The organism is Periweissella beninensis, assembly GCF_016908275.1.
GTDB classification, from domain to species: Bacteria; Bacillota; Bacilli; order Lactobacillales; family Lactobacillaceae; genus Periweissella; species Periweissella beninensis.
Genome location: NZ_JAFBDN010000003.1, coordinates 110,507 through 136,703 on the forward strand (window position 1 = coordinate 110,507; position 26,197 = coordinate 136,703).

A 26,197-nucleotide genomic window follows, 5' to 3' on the forward strand; every position below is an offset into this window, starting at 1 on the left:
TAAAGTACTTGCGGACGTTTTTAATTAGTGAAATAAAATATAAATAAAGGAATGATTAATGGCAGGAACAAAGCAAAAAACGGCACGCCGCTCGACAACTGCACGGCCAACAAAAAGGAAAACAACTAGAAGACCCCAAAATAGTAAAAAGAATAAAGATTATACAGGCAATATTGCGGCATTAGTCTTGGTATTTGCTTTATTGTTAGCTATTTTTAAAGCTGGTTTTGTAGGGGTTTTTTTGGCAAATGGCTTACGTTACTTTTTTGGTGATTTATATCAAATCGCTGCAAGTTTTATCGTAGTAATTACGTTATATGGAGCTGTCTATAGTAAATTGCCAAGGTTAAAAAAGCGGGTATATTTGGGATTAGGATTAACCTATATGGGGTGCCTTTTATGGACGACAATGAATTTATTTAATCATTTAGGAAACCATACTAATATAATAACGACGTTTAAGAATTTAAGCCGCTCTGATTTTATCAACCAAGCAACAACAACCCAATTAGGTGGCGGTATTATTGGAAGTGGTATATATGCTGCGTCATATGCCTTATTCGCTAATTGGGGGACCGTTATCATTGCGGTAATCACAATTATATGTGGAATTATTATTTTATTTAATTTACCATTTCAAAATGTGATGGGCATTATTTTTAATAGTTTAGGAATTTTTGGACATAAAACGGCCCAATCTGCTCAAAAGGTAACTGAAGTTATGCAAGAGAAGTCTGAAAAAATGCGAAGTGAATTAGCACAAGCACGTGAAGCAGAACGTCAAGCTCGTATGAATAATGTCTTAAACAGCGATCCCTTTAAGCAAGATGTTCAACCTACAGTTGACCAGGCAAAAGAAATTCCAGAAGTTGAAATTGATGAATTACAAAAAATAACTGATTTACAACCACAAACGAAAGCAATGACTAGCCAAGCATCAGAACAAGCTAGTAGTGTGCCAGTGACACCTAAAATTATGTGGTCTGGTAAAGAAACAGTTACAGCAAATACTGAAAAAAACAAAACGACAAGCGCAGAGAAGCGGATAACCCCAGTAGTAAAAGTGTCGCAAGATGACACTAAAATAGTGCCTGAAGTTAGCGTGAGTGATAATATTCCAACCATGACTGACACAGTTAAATTTGATGATCAAAATTATCAAATACCAACTACTGATTTACTTAATCAGGTTGATAAAACAGATCAATCAAAAGACTATGAAATGATTAAAGAAAAATCGGTAATTTTACAACAGACCTTGAAATCATTTAATATCGATGTGACTGTTGAATCAGTTGCGCTTGGACCGACCGTTACACAATATGAAATTAAACCGGCAATTGGGACACGCCTATCTAAAATTACAGGGTTAGCTCCCGATTTAGCATTAGCATTAGCAGCAACAAGTGTGCGTATTGAAGCGCCAATTCCAGGGAAATCTCTTGTAGGAATTGAGGTACCAAATCAACAACAGGCCGTCGTTGGCTTTCGTGATATTATGGAAAACATGCCACAAGAAGCTACAAATAATTTAGCAGTACCAATTGGTCGTGGTATTACGGGCCAAGTGGTGGTAGCTGACATTGGTAAAATGCCACATCTATTAATTGCCGGTCAAACGGGTTCGGGTAAATCTGTGTCAATCAATGGTATTATCGCCGGGTTATTAATGAAAAATAAACCTAGTGAATTAAAAATGGTGATGGTTGATCCCAAACAAGTTGAACTATCAGTATATAACGATATTCCGCATTTATTAACACCGGTGGTATCTGAACCTAAAAAAGCAGCGCGGGCTTTACAAAAAGTTGCTAAAATCATGGATGATCGGTATAAACTATTAGCAACAGTTGGCGTTCGAAAAATTGCAGAATATAATAAAATGATTGATGGCTACAATCAGCAGAATGGTACTAATTACGTTAAAATGCCATTTATTGTGGTAATTGTTGACGAAATGGCTGATTTAATGATTCAAGTTAAAAATGAAGTAGAACAGCCAATTATTAGAATTGCGCAACTAGGACGAGCAGCTGGTATTCATATGATTTTAGCAACGCAACGACCAACAGTTGACGTTATTACTGGCTTAATTAAAGCGAATGTCCCTTCACGAATTGCTTTTGCGGTTGCTTCAGGGATGGATTCAAGAACTATTTTGGATAAAAATGGTGCTGAACAGCTTCTGGGGCATGGTGATATGCTGTTTGAGCCAAGTGGTAAACCATCAGAACGGGTACAAGGAGCGTTTATTTCCGATCAAGATGTCACTAGTTTAGTTGATTTTATTAAAAAACAAGCTACCGCAGAATATGATGCGCAACTGACAGAAGAAATTGAAACTGAAGTTGATGAAAATGTAGAAGAGGTAAATAATCAAAGTCATGATGCACAGTGGGATGAGGTGATTCAATTTATCATTAGAGAACAAAAAGCATCCACCTCATTATTACAAAGACGATTTGGATTTGGTTATAATCGAGCTGCACGAATTATTGATCAGTTAGAAGAACAAGGATTTATTGGACCAAACAATGGTTCTAAGCCACGTGAAGTCTATGTGACTGATAATAGTTCAGGGGTAGAACATTAGTTATATACTAAACAAAGTTGTTAACTTAAAAAATATTCAATAAAGCTAGTTCTTGCTGTTACAGGTAAGGCTAGCATTTTTTTAGCAATAAAAAATACCAATCATCATGTTAAAAATAACGATTGGTATTAAGGAGGGATCCAACAGTGGTTATTCAGTTTGTGTGGTTGCTTTAAATTGTTGATAAATTTTGGCTACAGTTGATCGCTGAAGATAGCGTAAATTAATGCGGGTAAAATTAGCTTGGTTACGCACATCAAGCCAAAGATTACCATATAAACTATTTAATAGGAAAATCGACTCAGATTGACCTAATTCTTGAATATGGCGATAGGGAATTAAATAAATATGCTTAGTGAGCAGTTTGGTTGTGCGAATATGCAATTGCTGCGGCTTAATTGCAACAGCAAGATCTTTATTTGAAAGATAAGCATGAATTAAAATAAAAATAACATCAAGTAAGATAATGAAAATAGTTAGTTTATGCAAACCAAACTGCCATAACAATAATAAACTTGGTAACCATACTAAAAACCATAAAGATAACGTTAAGTAGCGCCAATAAACTTGATTTTTTTGGTGCTTTAGTGCTTGATAATCAAATTCTGGCAAAACATCAGCAAAAAATTTTGCTAGTTTATACTCACTAATTATTGGCATTAGGACTAAATTATCAGCGTTATTAACATCATCATTAGTATTAGTTGCTAAGAGAATATTGATGGTGTATAAATGAAAAAAACGGCGTAATAGAGATTGTTCGAGGTTAATGGCTTGAACATTTTTCAAATTAAAATGGGTAATATTACGATTAAATAACCCTTGTTCAATTGTAATTACGTGCTTTTGTCGCTTGATTGTAAAGTGATAATAACGGCTAAAGGTTTTGAAAAGAAATAAACCACTAGCAAAGAAAAGAATGAATAAAAGCGTAGCAATTATCCCTAAAAGAGATAGTTTCGCTGAGGGCGTTTTAAACAGTTGGTTTGGTAAAAAGGAACTAATATGATTATAAAAGGAGCCAACTACTCCTAATAATGGGAAAATCCCTAATGAGGTCAAGCCATAAATTAATAATTCATTATTTGAAATTTGATAATGAAATCTAAAAGGAGTTGAATCATGATGAATGGTATTAGGATATAAAACAATGGGTTTTAGGACTTGATTGGACAACTCTTGGTGTCGAGCAGCATCAATTTGCAAGGCATATTTTTGTTTAATAAGAGGTAAGATAACGTTATTGGCATGTTGGGTATTATTTTCAATTGATAGCGTTACGAGTTGGAATGGTTTCAAATACCAAGCCTGTGATTTTTGGATTGCTTGAATATTTTTAAAGGGAATCTTAGTAATTTTTTTAGAAATAATACCACTATAAAAAACTAATTGTTCATCTTCAATTATGAAATATTCAAAATAGTACTGTAAGCAATAAAAGCTAAAAATTAATATGCAAATACTAGCGATGATAACTAGGTTAGATAGCCAGTTTATTTTAAATAAAAAACTAGGTAAAACAATTAAAAAAAGGGCCGTTGAAAAGATGGTTGATATTGTTTGTTTAAAAATGTTAAGTGGATGTTGACGAATATACATTTTCTTCCCTAGCCTTTCTAGCAGTTGTAATAATTTGTTGACTCAATGCATTAGCTTCTACTTCGGTAATGCCATCAATGGTAAAATCAGTGGCGGCTGTCACGATTGCGACTGCTTGTAATTTAAAAATACGTAAAATAGGTCCTTGATTTAAATTAACATTTTGCACACGATTAATTGGAATTGTCGTATGTTTACGAAAAAAGAAACCAGATTGTAAATATACATAGTTAGCAGTAATCTGATAGCGCCAAAATTTGTAATGATAGGGAATTAAAAGAATGGTTAGGCTCTCATAAAGGAAACCTAGCCCAAAAACAAGCCAAGTAAGCCATAAATAAGTAGGGATAAATTTACTAACGAGAAGGGAACTAATAAGCATTAATAGTAAGGTAATCAGGATATTAAAACATCGATCTAATAGCCAAGCTTTTTTTATACTAATGGGAAGTTGTTGTGCATTGTTCATTGATGGGCATCCTCCTTAAGTTAAAATTATAATACCATATAATAATTTTTAAAAAAACCAGTGGCGAAAGATAATCAAGAATTATTAGTTCTTTTATTGTTAGTTTTATGAGGAGCATGGTAGAATAAAATAAACATTCATGTAAAGATGAGGTATAGAAAATATGGAAATTCAAGTTGATCAAGAAAAATTTGAAACAGTTGGCGAACCAGTAAGTGTTGGGATGGAGTTACCCCACTTTAAAGTTTTTGATCAAAATAATAATAAAGTTAAAACAGCTGATTTATTAGGTAAAGTAACCTTAATTAGTGTTGTTCCAAATATCAATACGGATATTTGTTCATTGCAAACTAAGCACTTTAATGAAATTGTTGATAAATATACAGATATTAATTTTGTTACGATATCAACTAATACAGTGGTAGAACAAAGTGATTGGTGTGCCGCTGAGGGTGTTGAAAATATGCAAATGCTATCTGATGAAGAAGAATCATTTGGCTACGCAATGAATTTATATGTGCCAGGGACTGCTTTTGATGCACGTTCAATTTATATTGTTGATGCACAAGGTGTGGTGGTTTATCAACAAATTGTTACAATTACTGGTACTGAACCCGACTATGCTGATGCGCAAGCTAAATTAGACGAAATTTTAGCAAAATAAGACTAGGCAAATAGTGCTTAAGGTTGTAATATAGAAAAAGTTCATGTGAGAGGATTAGATATATTTTTTTTAAGCGAGAAGATGGTTGGTGCAAATCTTTAAAAAAATATATGCGAAGGTAGCTCACATTATTTCCTTTCCTGAAAGCAGTAAGGATTGGCGGGATAACTTAACGTTATTTAAGTTATGAGTGAGTTAGTAAGACTAACTAATTCAGGTGGTACCACGACTATTGTTTAGCCGTCCTGATTGAAGAATCAATCAAGACGGCTTTTTTTATTTTACTAAGAAAGCGAGTATACGGATGACGAAAGAAATAAATATGTCCACAAAATATGATCCAACAGCGGTTGAAGCTGGTCGATATGAAACATGGAAAGAACAAGGGGTTTTTAAACCCTCTGGTAATGAAGAAGCACATCCTTATTCAGTTGTGCTCCCGCCACCAAATGTAACTGGTAAATTGCACCTAGGTCATGCTTGGGATACAACTTTACAAGATATTTTAATTCGTCAAAAACGAATGCAAGGTTTTGATACTCTATGGGTTCCTGGAATGGATCATGCTGGGATTGCTACGCAAGCTAAAGTTGAAGCTCGTTTGAGAGAAAATAATGTAACGCGTTATGATTTAGGCCGTGAAAAATTTATTGAGCAGGTTTGGGATTGGAAAGACGAATATGCATCGATAATCAAGCAACAATGGGGCAAATTAGGTTTATCACTTGATTATTCACGAGAACGTTTTACTTTAGACGAAGGTCTTTCAAAAGCAGTGCGTAAAGTGTTTGTTGATTTATATAAAAAAGGTTTAATTTATCGTGGCGAATATATCATTAACTGGGATCCACAAGCCCGAACAGCGCTTTCTGATATCGAAGTTATTCACCAAGATGACGAAGGGGCGTTCTACCATGTTAGCTATCCATTTGTTGATGAAGGGGTAACCTACGATGGTAAAAATTATATTGAAATTGCAACAACCCGCCCAGAAACAATGATGGGGGATGTTGCAGTTGCGGTACATCCATCTGATGAACGCTATAAAGCTTTAATCGGTAAGCAAGTCCGCGTACCGCTAATTAATCGTGATATCCCAATTATTGCCGACGAATATGTTGATCCAGAATTTGGAACAGGGATGGTAAAAATTACACCCGCGCACGATCCTAATGATTTCTTAGTAGGAAATCGACATAACTTGGAACGCATCAACACTATGAATGATGATGCAACCATGAATGAAAAAGCTGGTAAGTATGTTGGCATGGATCGCTTTGAAGCGCGTAAAGCAATTGTTGCTGATTTAAAAGAACTTGGCGTGATGTTAAATGTGGAACCAATTGTTCATTCAGTGGGCCATTCGGAAAGAACTGGCGTACAAGTTGAATCACGGTTATCAACTCAATGGTTTGTTAAAATGCAACCTCTTGCTGCAGAAGCTTTAGCTATGCAAAAAGGTGATGATCGTGTTGATTTTTGGCCACCACGTTTTGAAAACACTTTTTCAAGTTGGATGGAAGATATTCATGATTGGGTGATTTCACGCCAACTATGGTGGGGACATCAAATTCCTGCATGGTATCATAAAGAAACTGGTGAAATTTATGTGGGTGAAACAGCACCGAGTGATTTAGAAAACTGGGAACAAGATAATGATGTCTTAGATACATGGTTCTCAAGTGCACTATGGCCTTTCTCAACCATGGGATGGCCGGATACTGATAGTGCCGATTTTAACCGTTATTTCCCAACATCTACCTTAGTAACTGGTTATGATATTATTTTCTTCTGGGTTGCAAGAATGATGTTCCAATCAAAAGAATTTACAGGCCGACAACCATTTAAGAATGTTTTAATTCATGGCTTAATTCGGGATGAACAAGGTCGTAAAATGTCAAAATCATTGGGTAATGGAATTGATCCAATGGATGTTATTGAAAAATATGGAGCTGATGCTTTAAGATGGTTCTTATCAACAGGATCTACTCCAGGGCAAGATGTGCGTTTTTCATATACTAAAATGGATGCTGCTTGGAACTTTATCAATAAAATTTGGAATGCTTCCCGTTATGTAATTATGAACTTAGATGACACAACTGAAGCCAAGTTACCAAGTCAAGCTGAGCTGTCATTAGCTGATAAGTGGATTGTGTCAAGATTGAACAAAACAATTAAACATGTAACTGAGATGCTTGATAAATTTGAATTTAGTGAAGCTAATCGAGCTCTGTATAATTTCATTTGGAACGATTTTGCAGATTGGTATATTGAAATGACTAAAGAAACACTTAATGGCGATAATAGCCAAGCTAAAGTAAATGTTCAAAATACCTTAGCTTATGTTTTAGATCAAACATTGCGACTACTTCACCCAATTATGCCATTTGTAACAGAAAAAATTTGGTTAAGCATGCCACACGAAGGTTCGTCATTAGTGATTGCTGACTACCCAGAGTATGATGCTAATCTTGATAATCCAATTGCTGAAAGTCAATTCCAAAGCTTAGTTGATTTAATAACAGCTGTGCGGAATATTCGTAGTGAGGCCAATGCACCAATGTCAACGCCAATTGATTTACTAATTAAAACTAGTGATGTAACGTTGGCAAATATTTTTGCTGAAAATGGTGATTACATTAGTCGTTTTGCACATCCTAAAGAATTACAAATTAGTGCAGATGTGGTAGCACCTAAGTTAGCGATGACGCAAGTAATTACGAATGCCGAAATTTATGTTCCATTAGCTGAGTTAATCAATATTGAAGATGAAATAAAACGCTTAGCAGATGAAGTTAAACGGTTAGCCGGCGAGGTTAAACGTGGTCAAGGTAAGTTAAATAATGAACGCTTTGTAAGTAATGCTCCAGAAGCAGTGGTGGTTAGTGAACGTGAAAAATTAGCTGATTGGGAACAAAAATTAGCTGCAACTGAAGCGCGTTTAAATGAATTAAAGAATGCTTAAGAAAATGCTAGCTGACAAAATATGACACTAATTATTGGATTTAATGGAGGGTATTAATGGAAAGATGCGCTTGGGCGACCAATAGTAATCAATTAATGCAGGAATATCATGACCATGAGTGGGGTGTTTGGCCAGATAATGATCAACAATTATTTGAAATGTTGTCGTTGGAAACCTATCAAGCCGGTTTGAATTGGCAAATTATTTTAAATAAGCGAGTGGCCTTTCGACAACAATTCAAGAACTACGAGCTTAAATGGGTTGCCCAGCAAGATTCTAAATTTATTGAACAGGCATTGACTAATGAGCAAATTGTTCGGCATCGTGGTAAAATTAATGCAACTATTAATAATGCAAAGTGCATTTTAGCAGTTCAAAAGCAGTATGGCTCATTTGCTGAATTCCTTAAAATAAATGTTAGTGCCAATTCTCAATTAGATCTGACGCAAGTTAGCTTAACACTGGCGAAGAATTTAAAAAAAAGAGGTTTTAAATTTATGGGCCCAGTCACAACTGAAGCATTTATTTTAGCAGTTGGACTAATTAACGGCCATGAAAAACAATGTTTTAAACATCCTAACTAAATTTAATGATAGCAAGTTATCTTAAATTATGATAAAGTAATAAATGAATTGTCATTTAAAGATGAGTAGAACGGAGGCCACACGAGTGTATAATTTTTTAATAGCAGTGTTGTTAGTAATTAGTGTTTTGATTATTATTGCTGTTATGATGCAACCATCAAAGCAACAAGATGCGATGAATGCACTTACGGGTGGTGCTGGTGATTTATTTGCAGAGAAAAAAGCGCGCGGATTTGAAGCGGTGATGCAACGTGCAACAGCTATATTAGGAGTTTTATTCTTTATAGTCGCGTTAATCTTAGCATACTTAACAGCCCACAAATAATTGTAATCAAGCTCCCAGTGTTCAAATGCTGGGAGTTTTTCTATATAATAAGAAGGGATAGTTTTTATGACGACCTTGATGCTTTTTATCAGCATTGTTCCAATTATCGAACCATGTTGATAAAAGGTATTAAGTTACATAAAAACTATGCATAAATTAATTAGAATTACATTTATAAAGTAGCCAATAGTAAAGGAGTTTGACGATGTATCAAAAACCAAAACCATTTTTTTTCAAAAATGAAAATGCTACGCAAGCAATTGTTCTGTTACATGGATATGCAGGATCAACGATCGACATGCGGCTATTAGGGCGTTTTTTGCAACGGCAAGGTTATGCAGTATATTGTAATAATTTTCGCGGTCATGGAACTGGTGAACCAAAAGACATACTAGTCTTTGGTGGGATTGATTATTGGTTACAAGACGCACGAGATGCTGTTAGCTATGTACGGGATCATGGTTATAAAGATGTGGCAATGTTTGGCCTTTCACTAGGCGGTATTATTGCAACTAAAACAATGGAAGAATGTCAAGATATTAAATGTGGTGGTGCAATTAGTGCCCCATTTATCTTTAAAGTTAGCGACTATTTTCATGAACAGTTTATTGGGTATGCCAATTATACGTACCATGCGCAAGCAAGAAGTGCAGTTGAAATTGAAAAAAACGATGCGTATTTAAGAGCTAATGTCGATCAACAAGTTAAACAAATTTCAACTTTGGTTCGCAAGACCAATGAGGGGGCGAGCGCTTTAAAACAGCCATTTTTTCTGGCACAAGGAACTGCCGATGAAATGTTGCAACAAGCAAGTGCGCAGAGTTTTCAAGAGCGATTATCAAATGTTGCGGTAACTTATCATACGTATCCAAACGCTGGGCATGTCTTGACTGTAAATGAGGCACATCATGCTTTAGAAAATGATATTCTAGCATTTTTAAATGATAATTTTAAAAAATAAATTAAATGAGGATTTTTATGAACGAACAAAATATACAAACGCAACTAGCTAGTTTTTTAAAAGCTAATCACACACAAAGCTTTTCAGCACAAATTTTAACAGATGGGTTACGCTTAGATGATGCCCATGCATTTACTAAAGTAGTTCAAGCGCTTGCTCAATTGGAACGTGAAGGGCAGGTAGTTGTTGATGAAACAGGGGCCTTTAGTTATGCACCTGAAAATGTTAAAATCGGTGTTTTTCATGGTAATGATAAAGGCTTTGGTTTTGTAAATTATGCTGAAGATGCTTTAGATGTCTTTGTTAGCCCAAATAACACGTTACATGCGTTAAACGGCGATCAAGTCCAAGTTGAAATAACTCGTAAGTCTAACGATCCAAGCCGTGGGCCAGAAGGCAAAGTAACTGAAATTATTACACATCATTACGAAAAAGTTGTTGGTCAATTTAGTTTAGGGGCGGTTAAGTCGGGCTTCATCGGTTCAATTAAGCTTACTGATAAGAAACTTTTAAACTATGAATTTTTAGTAACTGATAGCGGGCTTACACCACAAGATGGTGAAGTGGTTACCGCAGATATTGTAAGTTACCCAACTGATGAAATGCCAAAAGCATTAGTTGGTCTAGTAACTGAAGTGATTGGTTTTAAAGACGAACCGGGGATTGATATTCTACAAATTGTTTATAATCATGATGTACCACATGAATTTCCAAAAGAAGTTTTAGAACAAGCTCAAATGATTCCAGATCATGTTACGCAAGCAGATCGAGTGGGGCGTGAAGATATTACCGATCAACCTTTGGTTACCATTGATAGTATTGAATCAAAAGATTTAGATGATGCCGTAGTGGTTTGGAAAATGGATAACGGTAACTATCACTTAGGTGTGCACATTGCTGATGTATCACATTATGCGGTTGAGGGAACACCACTTGATATAGAAGCATATAATCGTGGAACTTCAGTTTATTTAACTGATCGAGTTATCCCAATGCTTCCTAGAAACATTTCTAATGGGATTGCTTCATTGAATCCAGGCGTTGAACGATTAGCAATGTCAGCTGAAATGGAGATTGATATGCAAGGGAACGTGGTTAATCACCGTTTGCATACTTCAGTCATGAAATCGCATGCTCGCATGACTTATGTGGCAGTTAATGAAATTTTAGAAGACCATAATGCAGCTACTCGGGCTGAATATCAAACGTTAGTTCCAATGTTTGAAACAATGGAAGAGTTACACAACATTCTATTAGCTAAACGTAAACGCCGAGGGGCAATTGAGTTTGATGCACCTGAAGCTAAAATTATTGTTGATCCTAATGGAAAACCAACTGATATTGTTTTAAGAAATCGTGGTTTATCAGAACGCATGATCGAATCATTTATGTTGGCTGCCAATGAGACTGTTGCTGAACATTTTGATCGCTTACACGTACCATTTTTATACCGGATTCACGAATTGCCAGATGAACAAAGAGCACAGAGTTTCTTTGAATTTGTCCAAGCGCTAGGCCATCCGGTTAAAGGGGATGCTAAAAAATTGGCACCTAAACTATTCCAAAATGTCTTAAAAGATTTAGCAGGCAAACCAGAAGAACAAATGGTTTCAACGATGATGCTCCGTTCAATGAAGCAAGCAAAGTATTCTAATGAACCGGTTGGACACTTTGGTTTGGGAGCAGAATATTATTCGCACTTTACATCACCGATTAGACGATATCCTGATTTAACAGTGCACCGTTTAATCAAATGGTATGCTGAAAATGGCCTTGATGAAAAAGCGACTGCTAAGTATCGTGACAAACTAGCCACAATTGGTGAAGAAACTTCACAAAAAGAACGTCGCGCAATTGATACAGAACGTGACACTGATGCAATGAAAAAAGCAGAGTTTATGGAAGAACACGTTGGAGAAACCTTTGATGCTGTTGTAAATTCAGTCTTAAAATTTGGAATGTTTGTTTCATTAGATAATACAGTTGAAGGTTTAATTCATATTTCAAATATGACTGATGACTACTATCAATTTATTGACTCACATATGGCACTAGTTGGCCGCCGAAGTCATCGAATTTTTCAAATTGGACAAAAAATTAAGGTTCGCTTAGTTCGGGTTGATAAGGCACAAAGTGCACTTGATTTTGTTCTAGTTGATCCTAAAGCCGCACCAACGACCACATTACGTGCTCCGCAAGTGGATAATGGTTCATTTGGTAATAAAGATGGTGGCAGCGACCGGAATAATAATCATCGGCGAACAGATGGCAAATTTGGTTCTAATAATGGTAAAGGTAAAAGTAATTTTACTAAAAATCAAGCCAAAAATGGTGCTAAATTTGGTAAAAAACCACACCATCATCAAGGAAAACGTTAATTTAAAAGAAGTGGAGTGAGTATTAATATATGAAAAAACCACTGAATGACACATTAGCCAATAACCGAAAAGCGGGTTATGAATATGAAATTCTGACGACTTATGAAGCTGGTTTAGCACTAACTGGGACTGAAATTAAATCAGTTAGAGCAGGGCAAATTCAAATTGCTGATGGTTATATTCAGGTTAGACCCAACCGAGCGATGCTCTTAAATGTGCATATTGCCCCATTTGCGCAAGGTAATCAGTTTAATGTTGATCCACTAAGAACGCGCCAGTTATTGTTGCACAAGCAAGAAATAAAGCAACTTTTAAAGGCAGTTAGCGATAATGGGATGACAGTTGTACCGCTGAAGGTATATATAAAACATGGTTATGCAAAGGTTTTAATTGGTGTAGCACGCGGGAAACGGCAATATGATAAACGCAATGATTTGAAAAAGAAAGATCAAAATCGTGAAATTCAACGAGCGTTAAAAAGAATTTAAAATGAAAAAAGTATTTTAATGTAACATTATCGTTATATGTAAAATACTTTTTTTGTTAATTTATAGTTTCTATTAGTGATTTTAGAACTAATTAGTACGCTAAACGCGTCAAATAAAACTTTTTTGAAAAAAGTATTTCATTTATATTACTTTTAGGTTACAATATAGACAAGGAGTTGGATAACAACTGGTTATTAAATTTAGAGGTATAAGAAGATGAAAACATTTAAAAATATTAAAATCGTAGTTTTAACATTATTCGCAATTTTTGGTTTAACAGTTGTGTCAACAACTCCAGTTCAAGCTGCAACCAAAACAAATTCACAAGTGATTAGCAAAACGCTACGTGGTAACTGGCATTTTTATGACCAAAAAGGAAATGTACATACCATGAAGATTACCAAGACAACTTTAAAAATTGATCAAAAAAAGACTTACAAACTAGGAAAAGGTAACTTTGCTTATTATCCTGCAAAATATAATGACTTTAATATTTACCAATTAGGAGTTAATTATTCTGATAATGGCTATTCATTTAGAAAAACAACTGTTGTGCGGCATGGTCGTAAGGGAACAGGTTTAATGATGATTAGTTCAAAGTATAACGGAACAAGATTAATGACTAAGGGAACACCAATTAAATTGAGTTTTAGCAATGATGCCTTTTTTAAATAAAATAGTATCTATTGTAAGCTAGTAAGTTATTCTTGCTCAGTAGCCTTCCTAGCTAAAAAATTAAGGTTACTGTGGTAGCACTTGAGAGTGACCATAGGATATTAAATAAGTAAAAAAGATTGAATTTATCAAAATTCGATCTTTTTTTGGTTAGCGTTGCTCGTAGTAATAGGCTAGTTCCTCAAAATCAAGATGCTCTAAAAAAACAATGAAGCGCTCATTATGGACAATAAGTAAAAAATTTTTAACTGTTTTAAAGTAAAGGTATATACGGATAGTGAATTCACCGATATAATAAAGAAGTACATCAAATTATTGATATTAAAAAAGTTATCAATCGATATAATACAAAAAATGTTTTATTTTTTTAAAAGATTAGCAGTTAAGCTGTTAAGCATTTTTTACTATGGTATAATATCTTGAGTTATGAACGCAGGAACGAAAGGAAGTAGCAACGTGTTATCATTTGGACAACGAAACATTGGAATTGACTTGGGTACGGCAAATACCCTTGTTTATATTGATGGAAAAGGAATCGTGTTGCGTGAACCTTCAGTGGTAGCACGTAATACACAAACAAACGAGGTTGTAGCAGTCGGTGAAGATGCACGCGACATGATTGGCCGTACGCCCGGTAGTATTAAGGCTATTCGCCCAATGCGTGATGGCGTAATTGCTGATTATGATACAACAGTTGCCATGTTAAAGTATTACTTAGAAAAAGCCACCGGTGGTCGCGGACAAAAACCGTACGTGACAATTGGGGTACCATCAGGTGTTACTGCAGTAGAAAAACGTGCTGTCATTGATGCAGCACGCATTGCCGGCGCACGTGATGCATACGTGATTGAAGAACCATTTGCTGCTGCAGTCGGTGCGGGATTACCAGTGATGGAACCAACCGGCTCAATGGTTGTTGATATGGGTGGTGGTACTACAGATGTAGCAACAATTTCATTGGGTGGAATTGTGTCTAGTCGCTCAATTCGTAAAGCGGGAAATGCATTAGATGATGCGATTTCAACTTATATTCGCAAGAAATACAATATTACGATTGGTGAACGCACAGCAGAGCGTTTAAAAATTGAAATTGGCTCAGCAGATGTAGACGCATCTTTAGAAATGAAGGGCGCCCAAGCACGAGGTCGTGATTTGGTATCAGGCCTACCAAAGACGATTGATGTTAGTGCTGAAGACATTGCTTTAGCGATTAAAGATGTTATCGCAGAAATAATTGTGGCCATTAAAGAAACACTTGAAGAAACATCACCTGAAATTGCCGCTGATGTGATTGATCATGGAATTGTTCTGACTGGTGGCGGAGCGATGTTAAAACATTTGGATGATATCATTTCAGAAGCAACAAAAGTACCAGTGTTTATTGCACCTGAGCCACTCGATGCAGTTGCTATTGGAACTGGTGAAGCGTTGAAATCAATTGATGCATTGCGTAAAACCAAATAGTTAGGTAAAAGTGGCGTACGGTCTTTTCTGTGCGCCATTTATTATGTAAAAACTTATTAAGTTTGTTTTAAGAAGGGAAGGGGCCCAGTTGGATGAAATTTTTTTCTAGTCGGCGCTTAGTTTATTTTATTATTGCCATGATAGTTACGATTGCGTTGTTAACTGGATCTGTTTTAGTGCGTAATCGGCGTGCGACACCACCAGCAATTCAGCAATTTGGTAATGACGTGGCTGGAATATTTGCCCGTGTTGTTGATTGGCCTGTGAGTCAAGCGCATCAAGGATATGACTCCATTTCACAATTATTATCAACCTATCAAGAAAATACACAATTAAGAAGTAAGGTTGATAAGCTTGCGCAAGCACAAGTTCGTGCACAGGTTTTAGAAAATGAGAATAAAGTATTAAAAAAACAATTAAAATTAAATAGCACATTAACCAATTATTCACTAGTTAATGCAACGGTAATTAGCCGTACACCATCATCTTGGTTAAGTCAACTAGTTATTAACGTTGGTCAAAATGCAGGTATCAAAAAGAACATGTCAGTTGTAGCGGGTAAAGGCTTAATTGGTCGTATTAGTGAGGTTAACAAGACAACTGCTAAGGTTGAATTATTATCAGATGATAGTGAGACGGCAAACCGATTTGCCATTCAAATTACCAATAGTGCTGGGAAATCAGTTTATGGAATTATAACTGATTTTAATCGCAATACAAATCGGATTATTATGGGTGAAGTTACATCTAAGATAAAACTTAAAAAAGGCGATAAGGTATTTACCAGTGGTTTAGGGGGAATTACTCCTAAGGGTTTATATGTTGGTAAGGTTGAACGAGTAACTAACTCTTCAAATGGACTATCAAAGTCAGTAGTAATTGTACCAGCCACTGATTTTGGTAATATTCCAGTTGTATCAGTTGCAATACAAAAGTAGAGGTGCTAAATGTTTGGCTTTTTCGGTGGTTATCATACAAAATTAAAATGGATTTTTCCGATAATGTTATTTTTGCTATTATTTTTAGATGGAGCAATCTATGCTAATATGGCAGGAATTTTAACTAAAAACAGTAGTCATACGCTACCGATGTTTGTTGCTTTATGGTTAATTTATGCAATAACTTATGAATTAGATGAGTATTTACCGATATATCTATGGACCCTAGTAGCTGGTATAATTTACGATGTTTTTTACTTTGGTGTCATTGGCGGTTATACAGTTGGCTTCTTAATTTTAGTTTGGGTTTGCCAAAAATTACGGATTTATTTATCAGAGTCATTATTATCGGTACTAATGATTACAATTTTAGGCTTAACTAGCTTACAATTATTTACTTACTTAGCAGCAAATATTGCTGGTTTGTCAATAATGACAGTACCGATGTTTGTGTTACATACATTTACCCCTACCTTAGCATTAAATGTAGTTATGGCGGTCATTATGTATGTGCCTTGTCGTTATTGTTTACTTTTTTTAAAAAATAATTAGCTAATTAAAAATTAAATTAGTAAAAATTTAAATAAACATTTGACAATTTAATGATTGATGTATATCCTTGTTCTTAAGATAAAAACGTGGAGCAGAAGAGTAAGCTAATATCGCAGTAAAGAGAGTCTTGGGTTGGTGGAACAAGATTAGTGATAATGGCTGAACCACATCTGTGAGTTGTCAAACTGAAGACTTCTTAGTTGTGTAGGTTAGAACGGGTAGCTTCGTTAAAAGCTAAAGTTATCGCTGAATAGCCGTAACTTATTGAGGATAATTGTGTGAATGATTATCAAATTTGAGGTGGAACCGTGCAAAGCACCCTCTTAGCAAATTGCTAAGAGGGTGCTTTTTATTTTAAAAAAAGAGAGGTATGAGTTATGGAATATTTTGAAGTATTATTACCATCATTATTGGCAGGCGTGTGGGTGACGTTAAAAATATTTTGTTTAACAATTATTGGCGCAATTCCTATTGGTATTATTGTTGGGTTAGGTCTTAAATCTGAATTTGCACCAGTAAGATGGCTTTTAAATGGTTATGTTTGGTTAATGCGCGGCACGCCGTTACTTTTGCAATTAATTTTTGTTTTTTATGGTTTACCTATTATTCATATAACATTTGAACGGTATGATGCAGCGCTGTTTGCATTTATCTTAAACTATGCGGCTTATTTTGCAGAAATATTTAGGGGTGGATTTCAAGCTATTCCTACTGGACAACTTGAAGCGGCAAAGGTCTTACATTTAAATTCTTGGCAAACACAAACACGAATTGTATTGCCACAGGTTTTTAAAAACGTTTTACCTCCAATGGGGAATGAAATTATCAATTTAATTAAGGACTCATCCTTGGTATATGTAATAGGAATTGGTGATTTATTAAGAGCTGGGAACATTGCGGCAGCACGTGATGTGACGTTAATTCCATATATTTTAGTAGGAATAATCTATTTATTGCTAACAGCAATAACCACTTTAATTCTACGACGATTAGAAACATATTTTAGCTATTATAAGTAAGTGAGGAAGAGCCTATGATTACTTTGAAAAATATAAAAAAATCATTTAACGGACGTATTATTTTAAATAATTTAAATTTAGAAATTAAAGATGGTGAAATTTTAGCGATTGTTGGTCCCTCAGGTGCAGGGAAAACAACTCTGCTCAGAGCGCTAGTTGGTTTAGATACAATTGATAGTGGTGAAATTTTAGTAGATAATCAGGCTTTTGATCCTAGTAATAATGCAAATGATAAAAATATGATTGGCGTCGTTTTTCAAGATTATAATCTGTTCCCTAATTTATCAGTTCGTGAAAATATTGGGTTAGCACCACGCTTAGTTTTAAAACAGGATAAACAGGTTGTTGCTCAACAAACCAATGAATTGCTAACTAAACTAAGATTAGCAGATAAGGCAAAATTATATCCGTTTGAATTATCAGGTGGCATGAAGCAACGGGTAGCAATAGCTAGAGCATTGGCGATGCAACCAAAAGTGTTAGCATATGATGAACCAACATCAGCTTTAGATCCTTCAATGCGTAATGAAGTAGCTAATTTATTATTAGCGCTCAAAAAAGATGGTGTAACACAAATAATTGTGACCCACGATGTTGAGCTAGCTAATAAAGTAGCTGATAATATCTTTACGGTGACACCGCTAAGCTAATACATTAGGCGTTGTTGCAATCGTTACCGGATTAGGTTTAATAATAATTATTGTTAAAGATTAGTTTTAACATAATTAAGAAAGGAAAATCGCTAATTGTTAGGAAAAATTAGTTACATAGGGTGACTAATTTTACATAATAATTTGGGATTACGCTCAGTGATGAAAAAAAAGGGAATAATGACAATCTTAATCGGCCTAGCAACAATCGTGTGGTTATACATTATTGTTGGAAATGGGCTATCAATCGGACATAATTTCAATAAGTCGGATAACTGGACGCGCTATACTCAGAGTAAAACGATCACAATCGGTTTGGATGATACCTTTGTACCAATGGGTTTTCGGAATAATAAAGGCCAAATTGTTGGTTATGATATTGATCTTACAAAAGCTGTGTTTAAAAAATATGGGATAAAACCGATATTTCAACCTATTGATTGGTCAATGAAAGAAACTGAGTTGCGAAATGGAACAATCGACTTAATTTGGAATGGGTATTCAAAGACGGCACAACGTGCTAAAGTCGTTGCTTTTTCAAAAGCATATTTTGACAATAGCCAAGTTTTAGTGACCTTAAAGAAGGATAATATCAAAAAGTTTAGTGATATGAAAAATAAGGTTTTAGGAGTTCAAACAGCATCTTCTGGACAAACAGCTTTAGATGCCCAACCTAAAGTTTTAAAGCAGTATATTGCTAATCAACAACCAATTCTATATGATACATTTATGAATGCGGTAAATGATTTACAAAGTGGACGTATAAAAGGGGTACTAATTGACCGAGTGTATGCTAATTATTATTTAAGTCACCAAAAAAATGGCAATCAGTATCGCATTGTTGAGGGAACATTTGCACCAGATTATTTTGTTGTTGGGTTGCGAAAGTCAGATACAACTTTACAAAAGAAAATTAATAATGCTTTAGCAGAAATGCAAAAAAGTGGAGAGTTGCAAGCGATTACCAAAAAATGGTTTGGGACAAGTAAGAGTAAATAAAATTAACAATGACAAAATAAAGTACATGAAGCTCGTTAAATTAAAAGCACCAACGTAAGAATTTTTCTCCTTACGTTGGTGCTTTTTACGTTAGCAAAACTAGCAAAAGATACTAAAAGCTGATTGGTTACGCGCTTATCTTATATTATTAAACAATGCATAATGCCGATTCACTAATAGTGCTTATTTACGAAACATAAAAATAAACGATTTATGGCCATTTAGATTATCGATAGGTGGATTGTGTAGGGCATACGGGGCAGCTTGAAGGCGAACTTTAATGACATGATTAGTGGGATTTTGATATTTTAAAGCATAACAGCCCGCTTTAAAACGATGTTTGATGCGAATACCACTATCACCGTTCATTTCAGTAGGTAGTTTGTTAAAATTACTTTGCCTAAAAATAGTCTGATGCTGGTATTTCAAGCTAATAATGCCTTTCTGTTGAGCAATTGTTCTAACCACGAGCATGCGTGCACTTGTTGGTAGAAAAATATCTTGATGGAGCGTCTTTTTAGGGGCTAATTGATAAGCCGGATAATCAAAGTTACCCCCCCAATTAGAAAATTGACCATAAAAAGGGTGCGTAGTTTTATAATCAGCATTAACCATTAGTGGTTTAAAGTTTAACCAACCAAGAATAACTATACCTAAACTGGCTAACGCCATGAATTTTGGTAAATGTCTAAATTTATACTTTTTAGTAAGCAATGCTAATTTTTGAAAGCCAAGAGTAGCTAAAAAAAATAAGGGAATGATGATTGCTTCACCATAACGATTATTAGATTCCCATAAAAACGCATGGAATAATAATAATCCAATATAGACCAAACTAGCTAAGAGGGCGATCTTTGGGATAGCCTTAGTAAAAACAGATAGTAAACCAATTATTACCAAAATGAAGATGATACTCATACCTAATTTTGTAAAAATGGTGACGAAAACATTAATCTGATTAGGATTATTTAAAAACCAGTTTGGGGCTTTACTATACCCATCAATATAACTCTGATTTAGTTTTTCTTGATTTTGTAAATTTTGTAGCTTAGCAATAATTAAATTAAAATAACCAGTAAGGCCTAATTTAGTCAGTCGTTGCTTAATTATCTGGGTATCTTGTTGCTTCTTAGCTTGTAAAGTGCTCGGACGACTAGTTAGTTTGACATCTTGATTATCATAAGCGCCTTCACTTTTTTGATTAAGTCCCATCATAATCCAATGTTGCACTGGAAATTCATAACGACTATCCGCGTGAAAACCGACTGCTTTATTAATTACATTGTTGGTTGGGAAGGCTAACAACGTCATGCTGATAATACCAATTATTGCTAATAAAAGTGATTTTTTCAGTTGCTTAGCACTGCTTAAAATTGTTAACCAAATTATTAAAGCCGGTATCACAATAATAAAGTTAGGTTTGATTAATTCGCTAATAAAGGCTGCCAGTATTGTTATGATCGATACAATAAGTTTTTGCCAACGTTTAAGCGGGTACTTAAAAAGAAGCTGAAGCCCTAATAAAAGAACTCCAAAGCCTAAAATTAGCCAAGTATCAGTGTAAAAAACTAGAAGGTTATAGGTGTATAAAAATGGTGAAAAGGTAAACCAAAGTTGCATTAATAGGACTAATCTTAAATTATTGGTTGCTAAGTAGATATTTAATAAAGTAACTAACACAACTAGTTGCACTAAGAATAGTTGCCATAGTTTAACTTGTGTGAGTAATGAAAAAGGGAGCCAATGACTAAAAGATAATAGTTGGCTGAGTAATAAAGTAATATTAATATTATTGAGAGCACGTGAAAAATAGATAGGCCAAGTAAAATGATTACTAAAAGATGTTGCTAATTGCATGGCAGTACTAGTTACTCTAAATGGATCGCGTACTAATGAGACCGTAAAAAGATGACTAATAATAATTTGGGCAATTAACATACTAAGGTAACTGATAATTAATAAGCTTAGTAATGTTTTGGTAGAATATTTAGTTAAATGTCGATAAAATACCAACGCCAAGCTGATAATAACAAGCGCAAAGCCAAAAATGAGCCAACTATAAATGCCTAATAAGTGGGGATAATGGTTACTTTGAAAAAGATTAGCATTTAAACCGATAAATGCAATCAAGGTAGCAATTATAATAATTGCTTTTGAAAAAAATTTACTTAATATTTGCATAATTTCCTCTTAAAATAATAACTATGATAATAGGTACTTAATCATTACTGTAACAAATTAGCTAAAAATTTGTTAGCAACTTTAGCATAACTTAAAATAAATTATAAAATTCTAAGTATGATAAAATATTATTAATGATGTTAATAACTTTTAGACAGAAATGAGGAAATATTTTGCCGAAAACAAACAAAAGATATTGGTTGAGCCAAGTTGGTCTGATATTAGTTGGTTTAGAATTAATTGCCATAAGTATTAATTATTTTTATGGACCAGCAAAAGTAGCGGCTGGTGGAGCTACTGGTATTGCTATTTTATTAGAGGAATTATTAGCCTTTAAAAAACCATTAGTAGTCTTAACAATAAATATTGTCATGATTATTTTAGCGATTTTTTTCTTGAAAAAAAGTATAATTGCCAAAATAATTGTAGGTAGCTTTGTATTACCAGTCTGCTTAGCAATAACACCAACGAGGCAATTAGTAGATGATCGTTTTTTAGCGGTTGTGGTAGGTGGAATGATTTTTGCAATCGGGGTAGCAATTCTTTATCGCATTGATGCTTCAAGTGGCGGGACAACGGTACCGCCGATGATTTTAAAGAAATATTTTGGTTTAAACCAAGCGCAAACATTATTAATGATTGATGCATTAATTTGTATTGGTAATATTTTTGTGGCTGGTTGGGAAGCATTTATTTTAGCAATAATCTCTTTAATTATTACTTCAGTGGTGATGAATTATATTGCGACTGGCTTAGATCGTAAAAAGGCTGTTTATATTATGAGTAATGATAAACTTAAAGCGATTCGAGCGCGCCTTGACGCTCATCAAGAAAATCATGGTTTGACAATCCTAGATGTCAAAGGTGGTTATCGGAATGAGCAAAAGGAAATGATTATGGTGGTGACGGATACGCAAGGATATGGGCAATTGATTCGCCATGTGCATCAAGTAGATCGTGCAGCCTTTATTACAACTTATAATATTGCTGAGGTTCATGGCGGGCAATTTAATTGAGAATTAGAATTAATTAGGAGCTAAACTAGGCAAATTACAATAGATTAGTTATACTTAAATAAAACGAACAAATGTTCAGGAAAGGTAAGCGTAAGGTGATGCGATTTATTCATACTGCAGATATACATTTAGGACATCCTTTTTTGGGTTTACAAAATGTTCCTGAAAAATTAGCCACATTAATAGCCAATGCGACAACTACTAGTTTTAGTAAAATGATTGACCTTGCAATTGCTGAAAAAATTGATTTTATCTGTATTAGTGGTGATTTATTTGACTCACAAAATCAAAGTATTCACCTACTTGATTTTCTAATTACACAGTTTAATCGGTTAGCTGCGGAAAATATTATGGTTTATTTAAGCTATGGTAATCATGATTATCAACCACAACAAAACGCTGGTGTTAGTTGGCCAAGTAATGTTCGTGAATTTGATAATTCAGTTAAAACGTATTATCAAAGTTTACCAGATGGTAAAACTGTTGCAATAACCGGTTTTAGTTATGGACAACAACATGTAAAAACTGAGGTTATAAATCAATTTCCATTAAAGCAAACCCAACGGTGTGATTTTCAAATTGGCATGTATCATGGTGGCATTGACGGGGCCAACGGTAACTACGCACCATTTAAAGTTAGTGAATTACTCACTAAAGGCTATGACTATTGGGCTTTGGGACATATTCATCAACGTCAAATATTAAACGAAGTACCATTTGTTGGTTATGTTGGAAGTCTACAGGGCCAAAATAGTAAAGAAACCGGTGCGAAGGGTTTTTACTTAGTTGAAGAAGAAAATGGTAAACTAGTTCCTTATTTTGAAGAAACTACCTCGATTTTATGGCGGACTGCTTTAGTTAAGTTACCGCAAACTGTGACACAGCGAGAATTACTGAATAATTTATACACAAATTTAGTTACTAATAATCAGCACAGTTGGCAAATTATAAATATCGAATTAGACATGACTTTAACGGATACATTATTATTACGACTTAATGATGGAACGACCACACTACAATTGAATGAAATACTCCAGCAAAATAATCAATATCTGTGGATAAATAATATAAGTTATGTCCATGAGGAACAAGGTGCTAGGTTGCCGGAATTAGATGAACAATTTTGGCTAGCAACTGCTAAGAAGGTTTTTAATTTTGAAAATATTCATCAAGTAGCGTTAAAAAAAATACCAGAATTATTTATTGCGGAATATTTTGAACAAGAAGCGGTGCAAACAAAGTTAAAAAAACAAGCCTTAGAACTAATGCAGCAAGAATTAGCTGATGTTGGGAGTGACATGGATGAAGATAACACGGATTAAAATATATGGTTTTGGACGGTGGCTTAATCAAGAATTTAAGTTAAATGATGATTTACAAATTTTTGTAGGCTTAAATGAAGCCGGTAAATCAACGTTGGTGGCCTTTATTGTTGGGATGCTATTTGGCTTTTCAAATAAACGAGGGCATCATCAAAATACCTATGAACCGTTAAACGGTGGTGTGTATGGTGGCGAATTAAATTTAGTAATTAAGGGTGTGAATTACTTATTGACACGAAAAAATCGGACAAGTACGGTTACATCGCTTTATAACACTGATTTGGGAATCGAAATTAAAAATGCAAATGAGCACTTAGCACAGCTACTAGCACCGTTAACAAAAGAGAGCTTTCAACAAATTTATGGCTTTAGTCAACTTGATTTGAATGAGATTATTGAATTAGATGAGCAAGAGTTAAAAAAACGTTTACAAGAAATTGGGGCAGTGGGGGCGCGTGATTGGCGCCAATTAGCAAATACTTTTGATAAAAAGGCGCAAGGAATGTTTGCAGCTAATTCAAAAACCGGTAAGCGACCGTTAAACGAAAAAATGAAACAATATCGTAGGTTAGTTAAGGAATTACAAGTTGCTAAGCAAAATTTTCCAGAATATCGGCAATTACTTCAAGAACAACAAATTAATGAACAAAAATTAGGGGAACTAGAACAAGCAATTAAAACGCAAAATACGTTGCAACAAGAACTCACTAATTTACAACCATTATTAGGATTATATAAAGAACAGCAACTATTGATTAATAGTATTGATAAATCTGTGGCACCTAAAATTGCAGATGATCTTCAACAAAGAGTTACGGAATTGACATTTCAACGAGACAACTTAATTGAAGAAATAAATCGATTAAAACAAGAACCACCGACGGCAAATGATGATGAATTATTAGTTTTTTTTAAAAAACATGAACAAACATTACAAAGACTTGAACATGAGTTACCAAATTATCAACAAATGATAACTGAACAAAAAATTTTAGAGCAACAAGTTCAAAGTTTAAAGCAACAATTAAACAAGCAGCAAGCTGTTGATGTTGAACAAAGGCCGATCGAGCAGCAAGGGAAGCTGAGTTTACCGCTATTATTTTTATTTTTAGGCCTAGTAATAAGCATAGTCTTCATACCAATACCATGGTTAAGTAAGGGAATTGGTCTAGTTATTATTTTAGGGAGTGGTGGTTGGTATGGCTTGCACATAAAACACAACTTGCAGCGGCAAAGCACCAAACAGAAATTGGATAATACAGTGCTAGGACAACAACCATTAGCACAAAAAATCGTAGCATTGGAGGGTGAGATAGGTAGTATTCAATTAAAAATTAGTAATGTTGATCAAATATTAACACATTTAAACTTAAGCAAATTTACGTTTATTAAGCAAGCTGATTGGCATGAAAACATTGTGCAATTATACGAGTTTTTTAATTTAATTCATGCTAAACAAGCACAGTGGGTAACAATGGAGGCAGCAATTAATTATCAGCAAAAACATTTGCAGGAATTAGAACAGCAACTTGAAAATATTGTGGCACAAATTAAAGCAATTTATTTAGGCTTGCAAGTAGATGATGATGAGGATTATTATTGGCAATTATCACAACAAACTATTTATGCGGAACAACAAGCAAAACTAAAAGTTCTTAATCAGCAATTAGCAACAAGCAATAGTCTACTATTAGAACAGTATACTGATGCACACCAGTTAACTGGTGCTATCGAAGAAAGTAAGGCAAAAATTAATGAACTAAATCAAAAAATTAAAACGATACAAGATCAGATTACCAATTTAAGAGTAACTTTAAAAAGTTTAGCTAATGATGCAAGTGTAGAGAAATTAACGCAAGCAGTTGCCAATTCGCAAGCCGATATTTTACAAAATTTGGAAAATTATTTGGCGAATAGTTTAGCTGCACAGTGGATTGATCAAACTTTACTAGCAACATCAGCAGATCGGTTACCACAAATTATTAAGCAAGCGAAATTATTCTTTACGGAGTTAACTTTAAAGCGTTACACTGATATTAAATTGGAAGCCAACGAATTACAGTTAATTACCAAAAATAATGAATTATTAAAAATTGAACAGCTTTCTAAGGGAACGAGTGAGCAACTATATGTAGCGTTGCGCTTAGCCTTTGTTGTTGTATTAAATGATGTGGTTAAAATGCCAATAATTATTGATGATGCGTTTGTAAACTTTGATGATCAGCGAAAACAAGAAAGCTACCAATTATTAAAAGAAATTAGCCGCAATAATCAAGTTATTTATGTAACGGCTGATAGTCGAATAAAAGATGTTGTAGATCAGCGAAAAATTACTGCGTTATAAAGGGAGAT

General features: G+C 34.5%; 21 protein-coding genes and 2 other annotated features. Of the genes, 18 read left to right on the forward strand and 3 right to left on the reverse strand.

The features are described from left to right. The first annotated feature begins 58 nt into the window (after positions 1-58). Positions 59-2,593 carry a DNA translocase FtsK gene (locus JOC59_RS02115; RefSeq protein WP_239516987.1) on the forward strand — a complete coding sequence of 845 codons (2,535 nt, stop codon included), beginning with the start codon at positions 59-61 and terminating at the stop codon, positions 2,591-2,593. A gap of 150 nt (positions 2,594-2,743) precedes the next feature. Here JOC59_RS02115 and JOC59_RS02120 read toward each other — a convergent pair whose 3' ends face one another. Further along, a complete protein-coding gene (locus tag JOC59_RS02120; RefSeq protein ID WP_205143144.1) occupies positions 2,744-4,192 on the reverse strand; it encodes a PH domain-containing protein in 1,449 nt (482 codons plus the stop codon). Beyond that, on the reverse strand, positions 4,167-4,661 hold the full coding sequence (locus tag JOC59_RS02125) for a PH domain-containing protein (protein WP_205143145.1): 495 nt from the start codon (positions 4,659-4,661) through the stop codon (positions 4,167-4,169). Before JOC59_RS02125 ends, JOC59_RS02120 begins: the two co-directional genes overlap by 26 nt. 163 nt (positions 4,662-4,824) lie before the next feature. Between JOC59_RS02125 and JOC59_RS02130 the strand changes: the two genes are divergently transcribed. From JOC59_RS02130 to JOC59_RS02195, 14 genes are all read left to right on the forward strand, one after another. Continuing rightward, positions 4,825-5,325: a peroxiredoxin gene (locus JOC59_RS02130; RefSeq protein ID WP_205143146.1), complete on the forward strand. Its 501-nt coding sequence runs from the start codon at positions 4,825-4,827 to the stop codon at positions 5,323-5,325. A gap of 30 nt (positions 5,326-5,355) precedes the next feature. Beyond that, positions 5,356-5,576, forward strand: a binding site (T-box leader). A gap of 53 nt (positions 5,577-5,629) precedes the next feature. Beyond that, positions 5,630-8,290: a valine--tRNA ligase gene (locus tag JOC59_RS02135; protein WP_205143147.1), complete on the forward strand. Its 2,661-nt coding sequence runs from the start codon at positions 5,630-5,632 to the stop codon at positions 8,288-8,290. A gap of 56 nt (positions 8,291-8,346) precedes the next feature. Beyond that, positions 8,347-8,874: a DNA-3-methyladenine glycosylase I gene (locus tag JOC59_RS02140; RefSeq protein ID WP_205143148.1), complete on the forward strand. Its 528-nt coding sequence runs from the start codon at positions 8,347-8,349 to the stop codon at positions 8,872-8,874. 85 nt (positions 8,875-8,959) lie between these two features. Continuing rightward, positions 8,960-9,199, forward strand: coding sequence for a preprotein translocase subunit SecG (secG, locus tag JOC59_RS02145; protein WP_205143149.1), 240 nt, complete (start codon positions 8,960-8,962; stop codon positions 9,197-9,199). Positions 9,200-9,404: 205 nt separating this feature from the next. Then, complete coding sequence (locus JOC59_RS02150) at positions 9,405-10,160, forward strand: alpha/beta hydrolase (RefSeq protein ID WP_205143150.1); 756 nt, start codon at positions 9,405-9,407, stop codon at positions 10,158-10,160. A 17-nt stretch (positions 10,161-10,177) separates the two neighbouring features. Beyond that, entirely contained in the window at positions 10,178-12,538 is a 2,361-nt protein-coding gene (gene rnr / locus JOC59_RS02155) for a ribonuclease R (protein WP_205143151.1), read from the forward strand. Between the two features lie 29 nt (positions 12,539-12,567). Continuing rightward, on the forward strand, positions 12,568-13,026 hold the full coding sequence (gene smpB, locus JOC59_RS02160; RefSeq protein ID WP_205143152.1) for an SsrA-binding protein SmpB: 459 nt from the start codon (positions 12,568-12,570) through the stop codon (positions 13,024-13,026). A 216-nt stretch (positions 13,027-13,242) separates the two neighbouring features. Continuing rightward, the gene (locus JOC59_RS02165) at positions 13,243-13,701 is read left to right on the forward strand and encodes a hypothetical protein (RefSeq protein WP_205143153.1); all 459 of its coding nucleotides are present in this window, start codon (positions 13,243-13,245) and stop codon (positions 13,699-13,701) included. A 426-nt stretch (positions 13,702-14,127) separates the two neighbouring features. Then, positions 14,128-15,165 carry a rod shape-determining protein gene (locus JOC59_RS02170; protein ID WP_205143154.1) on the forward strand — a complete coding sequence of 346 codons (1,038 nt, stop codon included), beginning with the start codon at positions 14,128-14,130 and terminating at the stop codon, positions 15,163-15,165. A gap of 92 nt (positions 15,166-15,257) precedes the next feature. Next, a complete protein-coding gene (mreC, locus tag JOC59_RS02175) occupies positions 15,258-16,103 on the forward strand; it encodes a rod shape-determining protein MreC (protein WP_205143155.1) in 846 nt (281 codons plus the stop codon). 9 nt (positions 16,104-16,112) lie between these two features. Continuing rightward, a complete protein-coding gene (gene mreD / locus JOC59_RS02180; protein ID WP_205143156.1) occupies positions 16,113-16,655 on the forward strand; it encodes a rod shape-determining protein MreD in 543 nt (180 codons plus the stop codon). Positions 16,656-16,733: 78 nt separating this feature from the next. Next, positions 16,734-16,981, forward strand: a binding site (T-box leader). Between the two features lie 51 nt (positions 16,982-17,032). After that, positions 17,033-17,674: an amino acid ABC transporter permease gene (locus JOC59_RS02185; protein WP_205143157.1), complete on the forward strand. Its 642-nt coding sequence runs from the start codon at positions 17,033-17,035 to the stop codon at positions 17,672-17,674. 14 nt (positions 17,675-17,688) lie between these two features. Continuing rightward, positions 17,689-18,324, forward strand: a complete 636-nt coding sequence (locus tag JOC59_RS02190) for an amino acid ABC transporter ATP-binding protein (protein ID WP_205143158.1) — start codon at positions 17,689-17,691, stop codon at positions 18,322-18,324. A 162-nt stretch (positions 18,325-18,486) separates the two neighbouring features. Further along, complete coding sequence (locus JOC59_RS02195; protein ID WP_205143159.1) at positions 18,487-19,323, forward strand: amino acid ABC transporter substrate-binding protein; 837 nt, start codon at positions 18,487-18,489, stop codon at positions 19,321-19,323. 183 nt (positions 19,324-19,506) lie between these two features. Here the strand turns inward: JOC59_RS02195 and JOC59_RS02200 are convergent, their stop codons facing one another. Next, a complete protein-coding gene (locus JOC59_RS02200) occupies positions 19,507-21,504 on the reverse strand; it encodes a glycosyltransferase family protein (RefSeq protein WP_205143160.1) in 1,998 nt (665 codons plus the stop codon). 173 nt (positions 21,505-21,677) lie between these two features. Here JOC59_RS02200 and JOC59_RS02205 point away from each other — a divergent pair, with 173 nt between their 5' ends. The 3 genes from JOC59_RS02205 (at position 21,678) to JOC59_RS02215 (ending at position 26,189) form a co-directional block, all read left to right on the forward strand. After that, positions 21,678-22,520: a YitT family protein gene (locus JOC59_RS02205; protein WP_205143161.1), complete on the forward strand. Its 843-nt coding sequence runs from the start codon at positions 21,678-21,680 to the stop codon at positions 22,518-22,520. Positions 22,521-22,618: 98 nt separating this feature from the next. Further along, on the forward strand, positions 22,619-23,845 hold the full coding sequence (locus JOC59_RS02210; protein WP_239516992.1) for a metallophosphoesterase family protein: 1,227 nt from the start codon (positions 22,619-22,621) through the stop codon (positions 23,843-23,845). After that, positions 23,826-26,189 carry an AAA family ATPase gene (locus JOC59_RS02215; protein ID WP_205143163.1) on the forward strand — a complete coding sequence of 788 codons (2,364 nt, stop codon included), beginning with the start codon at positions 23,826-23,828 and terminating at the stop codon, positions 26,187-26,189. Before JOC59_RS02210 ends, JOC59_RS02215 begins: the two co-directional genes overlap by 20 nt. Positions 26,190-26,197: the final 8 nt, after the last annotated feature.

What these genes read in the sequence shown, in the direction of transcription:
- JOC59_RS02150 (WP_205143150.1), top strand. Translation starts at nt 9,405, where the DNA reads ATGTATCAAAAACCAAAACCATTTTTTTTCAAAAATGAAAATGCTACG.
- JOC59_RS02140 (WP_205143148.1), top strand. Translation starts at nt 8,347, where the DNA reads ATGGAAAGATGCGCTTGGGCGACCAATAGTAATCAATTAATGCAGGAA.
- JOC59_RS02200 (WP_205143160.1), bottom strand. Translation starts at nt 21,504, where the DNA reads ATGCAAATATTAAGTAAATTTTTTTCAAAAGCAATTATTATAATTGCT.
- JOC59_RS02115 (WP_239516987.1), top strand. Translation starts at nt 59, where the DNA reads ATGGCAGGAACAAAGCAAAAAACGGCACGCCGCTCGACAACTGCACGG.
- JOC59_RS02125 (WP_205143145.1), bottom strand. Translation starts at nt 4,661, where the DNA reads ATGAACAATGCACAACAACTTCCCATTAGTATAAAAAAAGCTTGGCTA.
- smpB (WP_205143152.1), top strand. Translation starts at nt 12,568, where the DNA reads ATGAAAAAACCACTGAATGACACATTAGCCAATAACCGAAAAGCGGGT.
- mreD (WP_205143156.1), top strand. Translation starts at nt 16,113, where the DNA reads ATGTTTGGCTTTTTCGGTGGTTATCATACAAAATTAAAATGGATTTTT.
- JOC59_RS02185 (WP_205143157.1), top strand. Translation starts at nt 17,033, where the DNA reads ATGGAATATTTTGAAGTATTATTACCATCATTATTGGCAGGCGTGTGG.
- JOC59_RS02130 (WP_205143146.1), top strand. Translation starts at nt 4,825, where the DNA reads ATGGAAATTCAAGTTGATCAAGAAAAATTTGAAACAGTTGGCGAACCA.
- rnr (WP_205143151.1), top strand. Translation starts at nt 10,178, where the DNA reads ATGAACGAACAAAATATACAAACGCAACTAGCTAGTTTTTTAAAAGCT.
- JOC59_RS02195 (WP_205143159.1), top strand. Translation starts at nt 18,487, where the DNA reads ATGAAAAAAAAGGGAATAATGACAATCTTAATCGGCCTAGCAACAATC.
- JOC59_RS02165 (WP_205143153.1), top strand. Translation starts at nt 13,243, where the DNA reads ATGAAAACATTTAAAAATATTAAAATCGTAGTTTTAACATTATTCGCA.
- JOC59_RS02210 (WP_239516992.1), top strand. Translation starts at nt 22,619, where the DNA reads ATGCGATTTATTCATACTGCAGATATACATTTAGGACATCCTTTTTTG.
- JOC59_RS02170 (WP_205143154.1), top strand. Translation starts at nt 14,128, where the DNA reads ATGAACGCAGGAACGAAAGGAAGTAGCAACGTGTTATCATTTGGACAA.
- mreC (WP_205143155.1), top strand. Translation starts at nt 15,258, where the DNA reads ATGAAATTTTTTTCTAGTCGGCGCTTAGTTTATTTTATTATTGCCATG.
- JOC59_RS02135 (WP_205143147.1), top strand. Translation starts at nt 5,630, where the DNA reads ATGACGAAAGAAATAAATATGTCCACAAAATATGATCCAACAGCGGTT.
- JOC59_RS02215 (WP_205143163.1), top strand. Translation starts at nt 23,826, where the DNA reads ATGAAGATAACACGGATTAAAATATATGGTTTTGGACGGTGGCTTAAT.
- JOC59_RS02120 (WP_205143144.1), bottom strand. Translation starts at nt 4,192, where the DNA reads ATGTATATTCGTCAACATCCACTTAACATTTTTAAACAAACAATATCA.
- JOC59_RS02190 (WP_205143158.1), top strand. Translation starts at nt 17,689, where the DNA reads ATGATTACTTTGAAAAATATAAAAAAATCATTTAACGGACGTATTATT.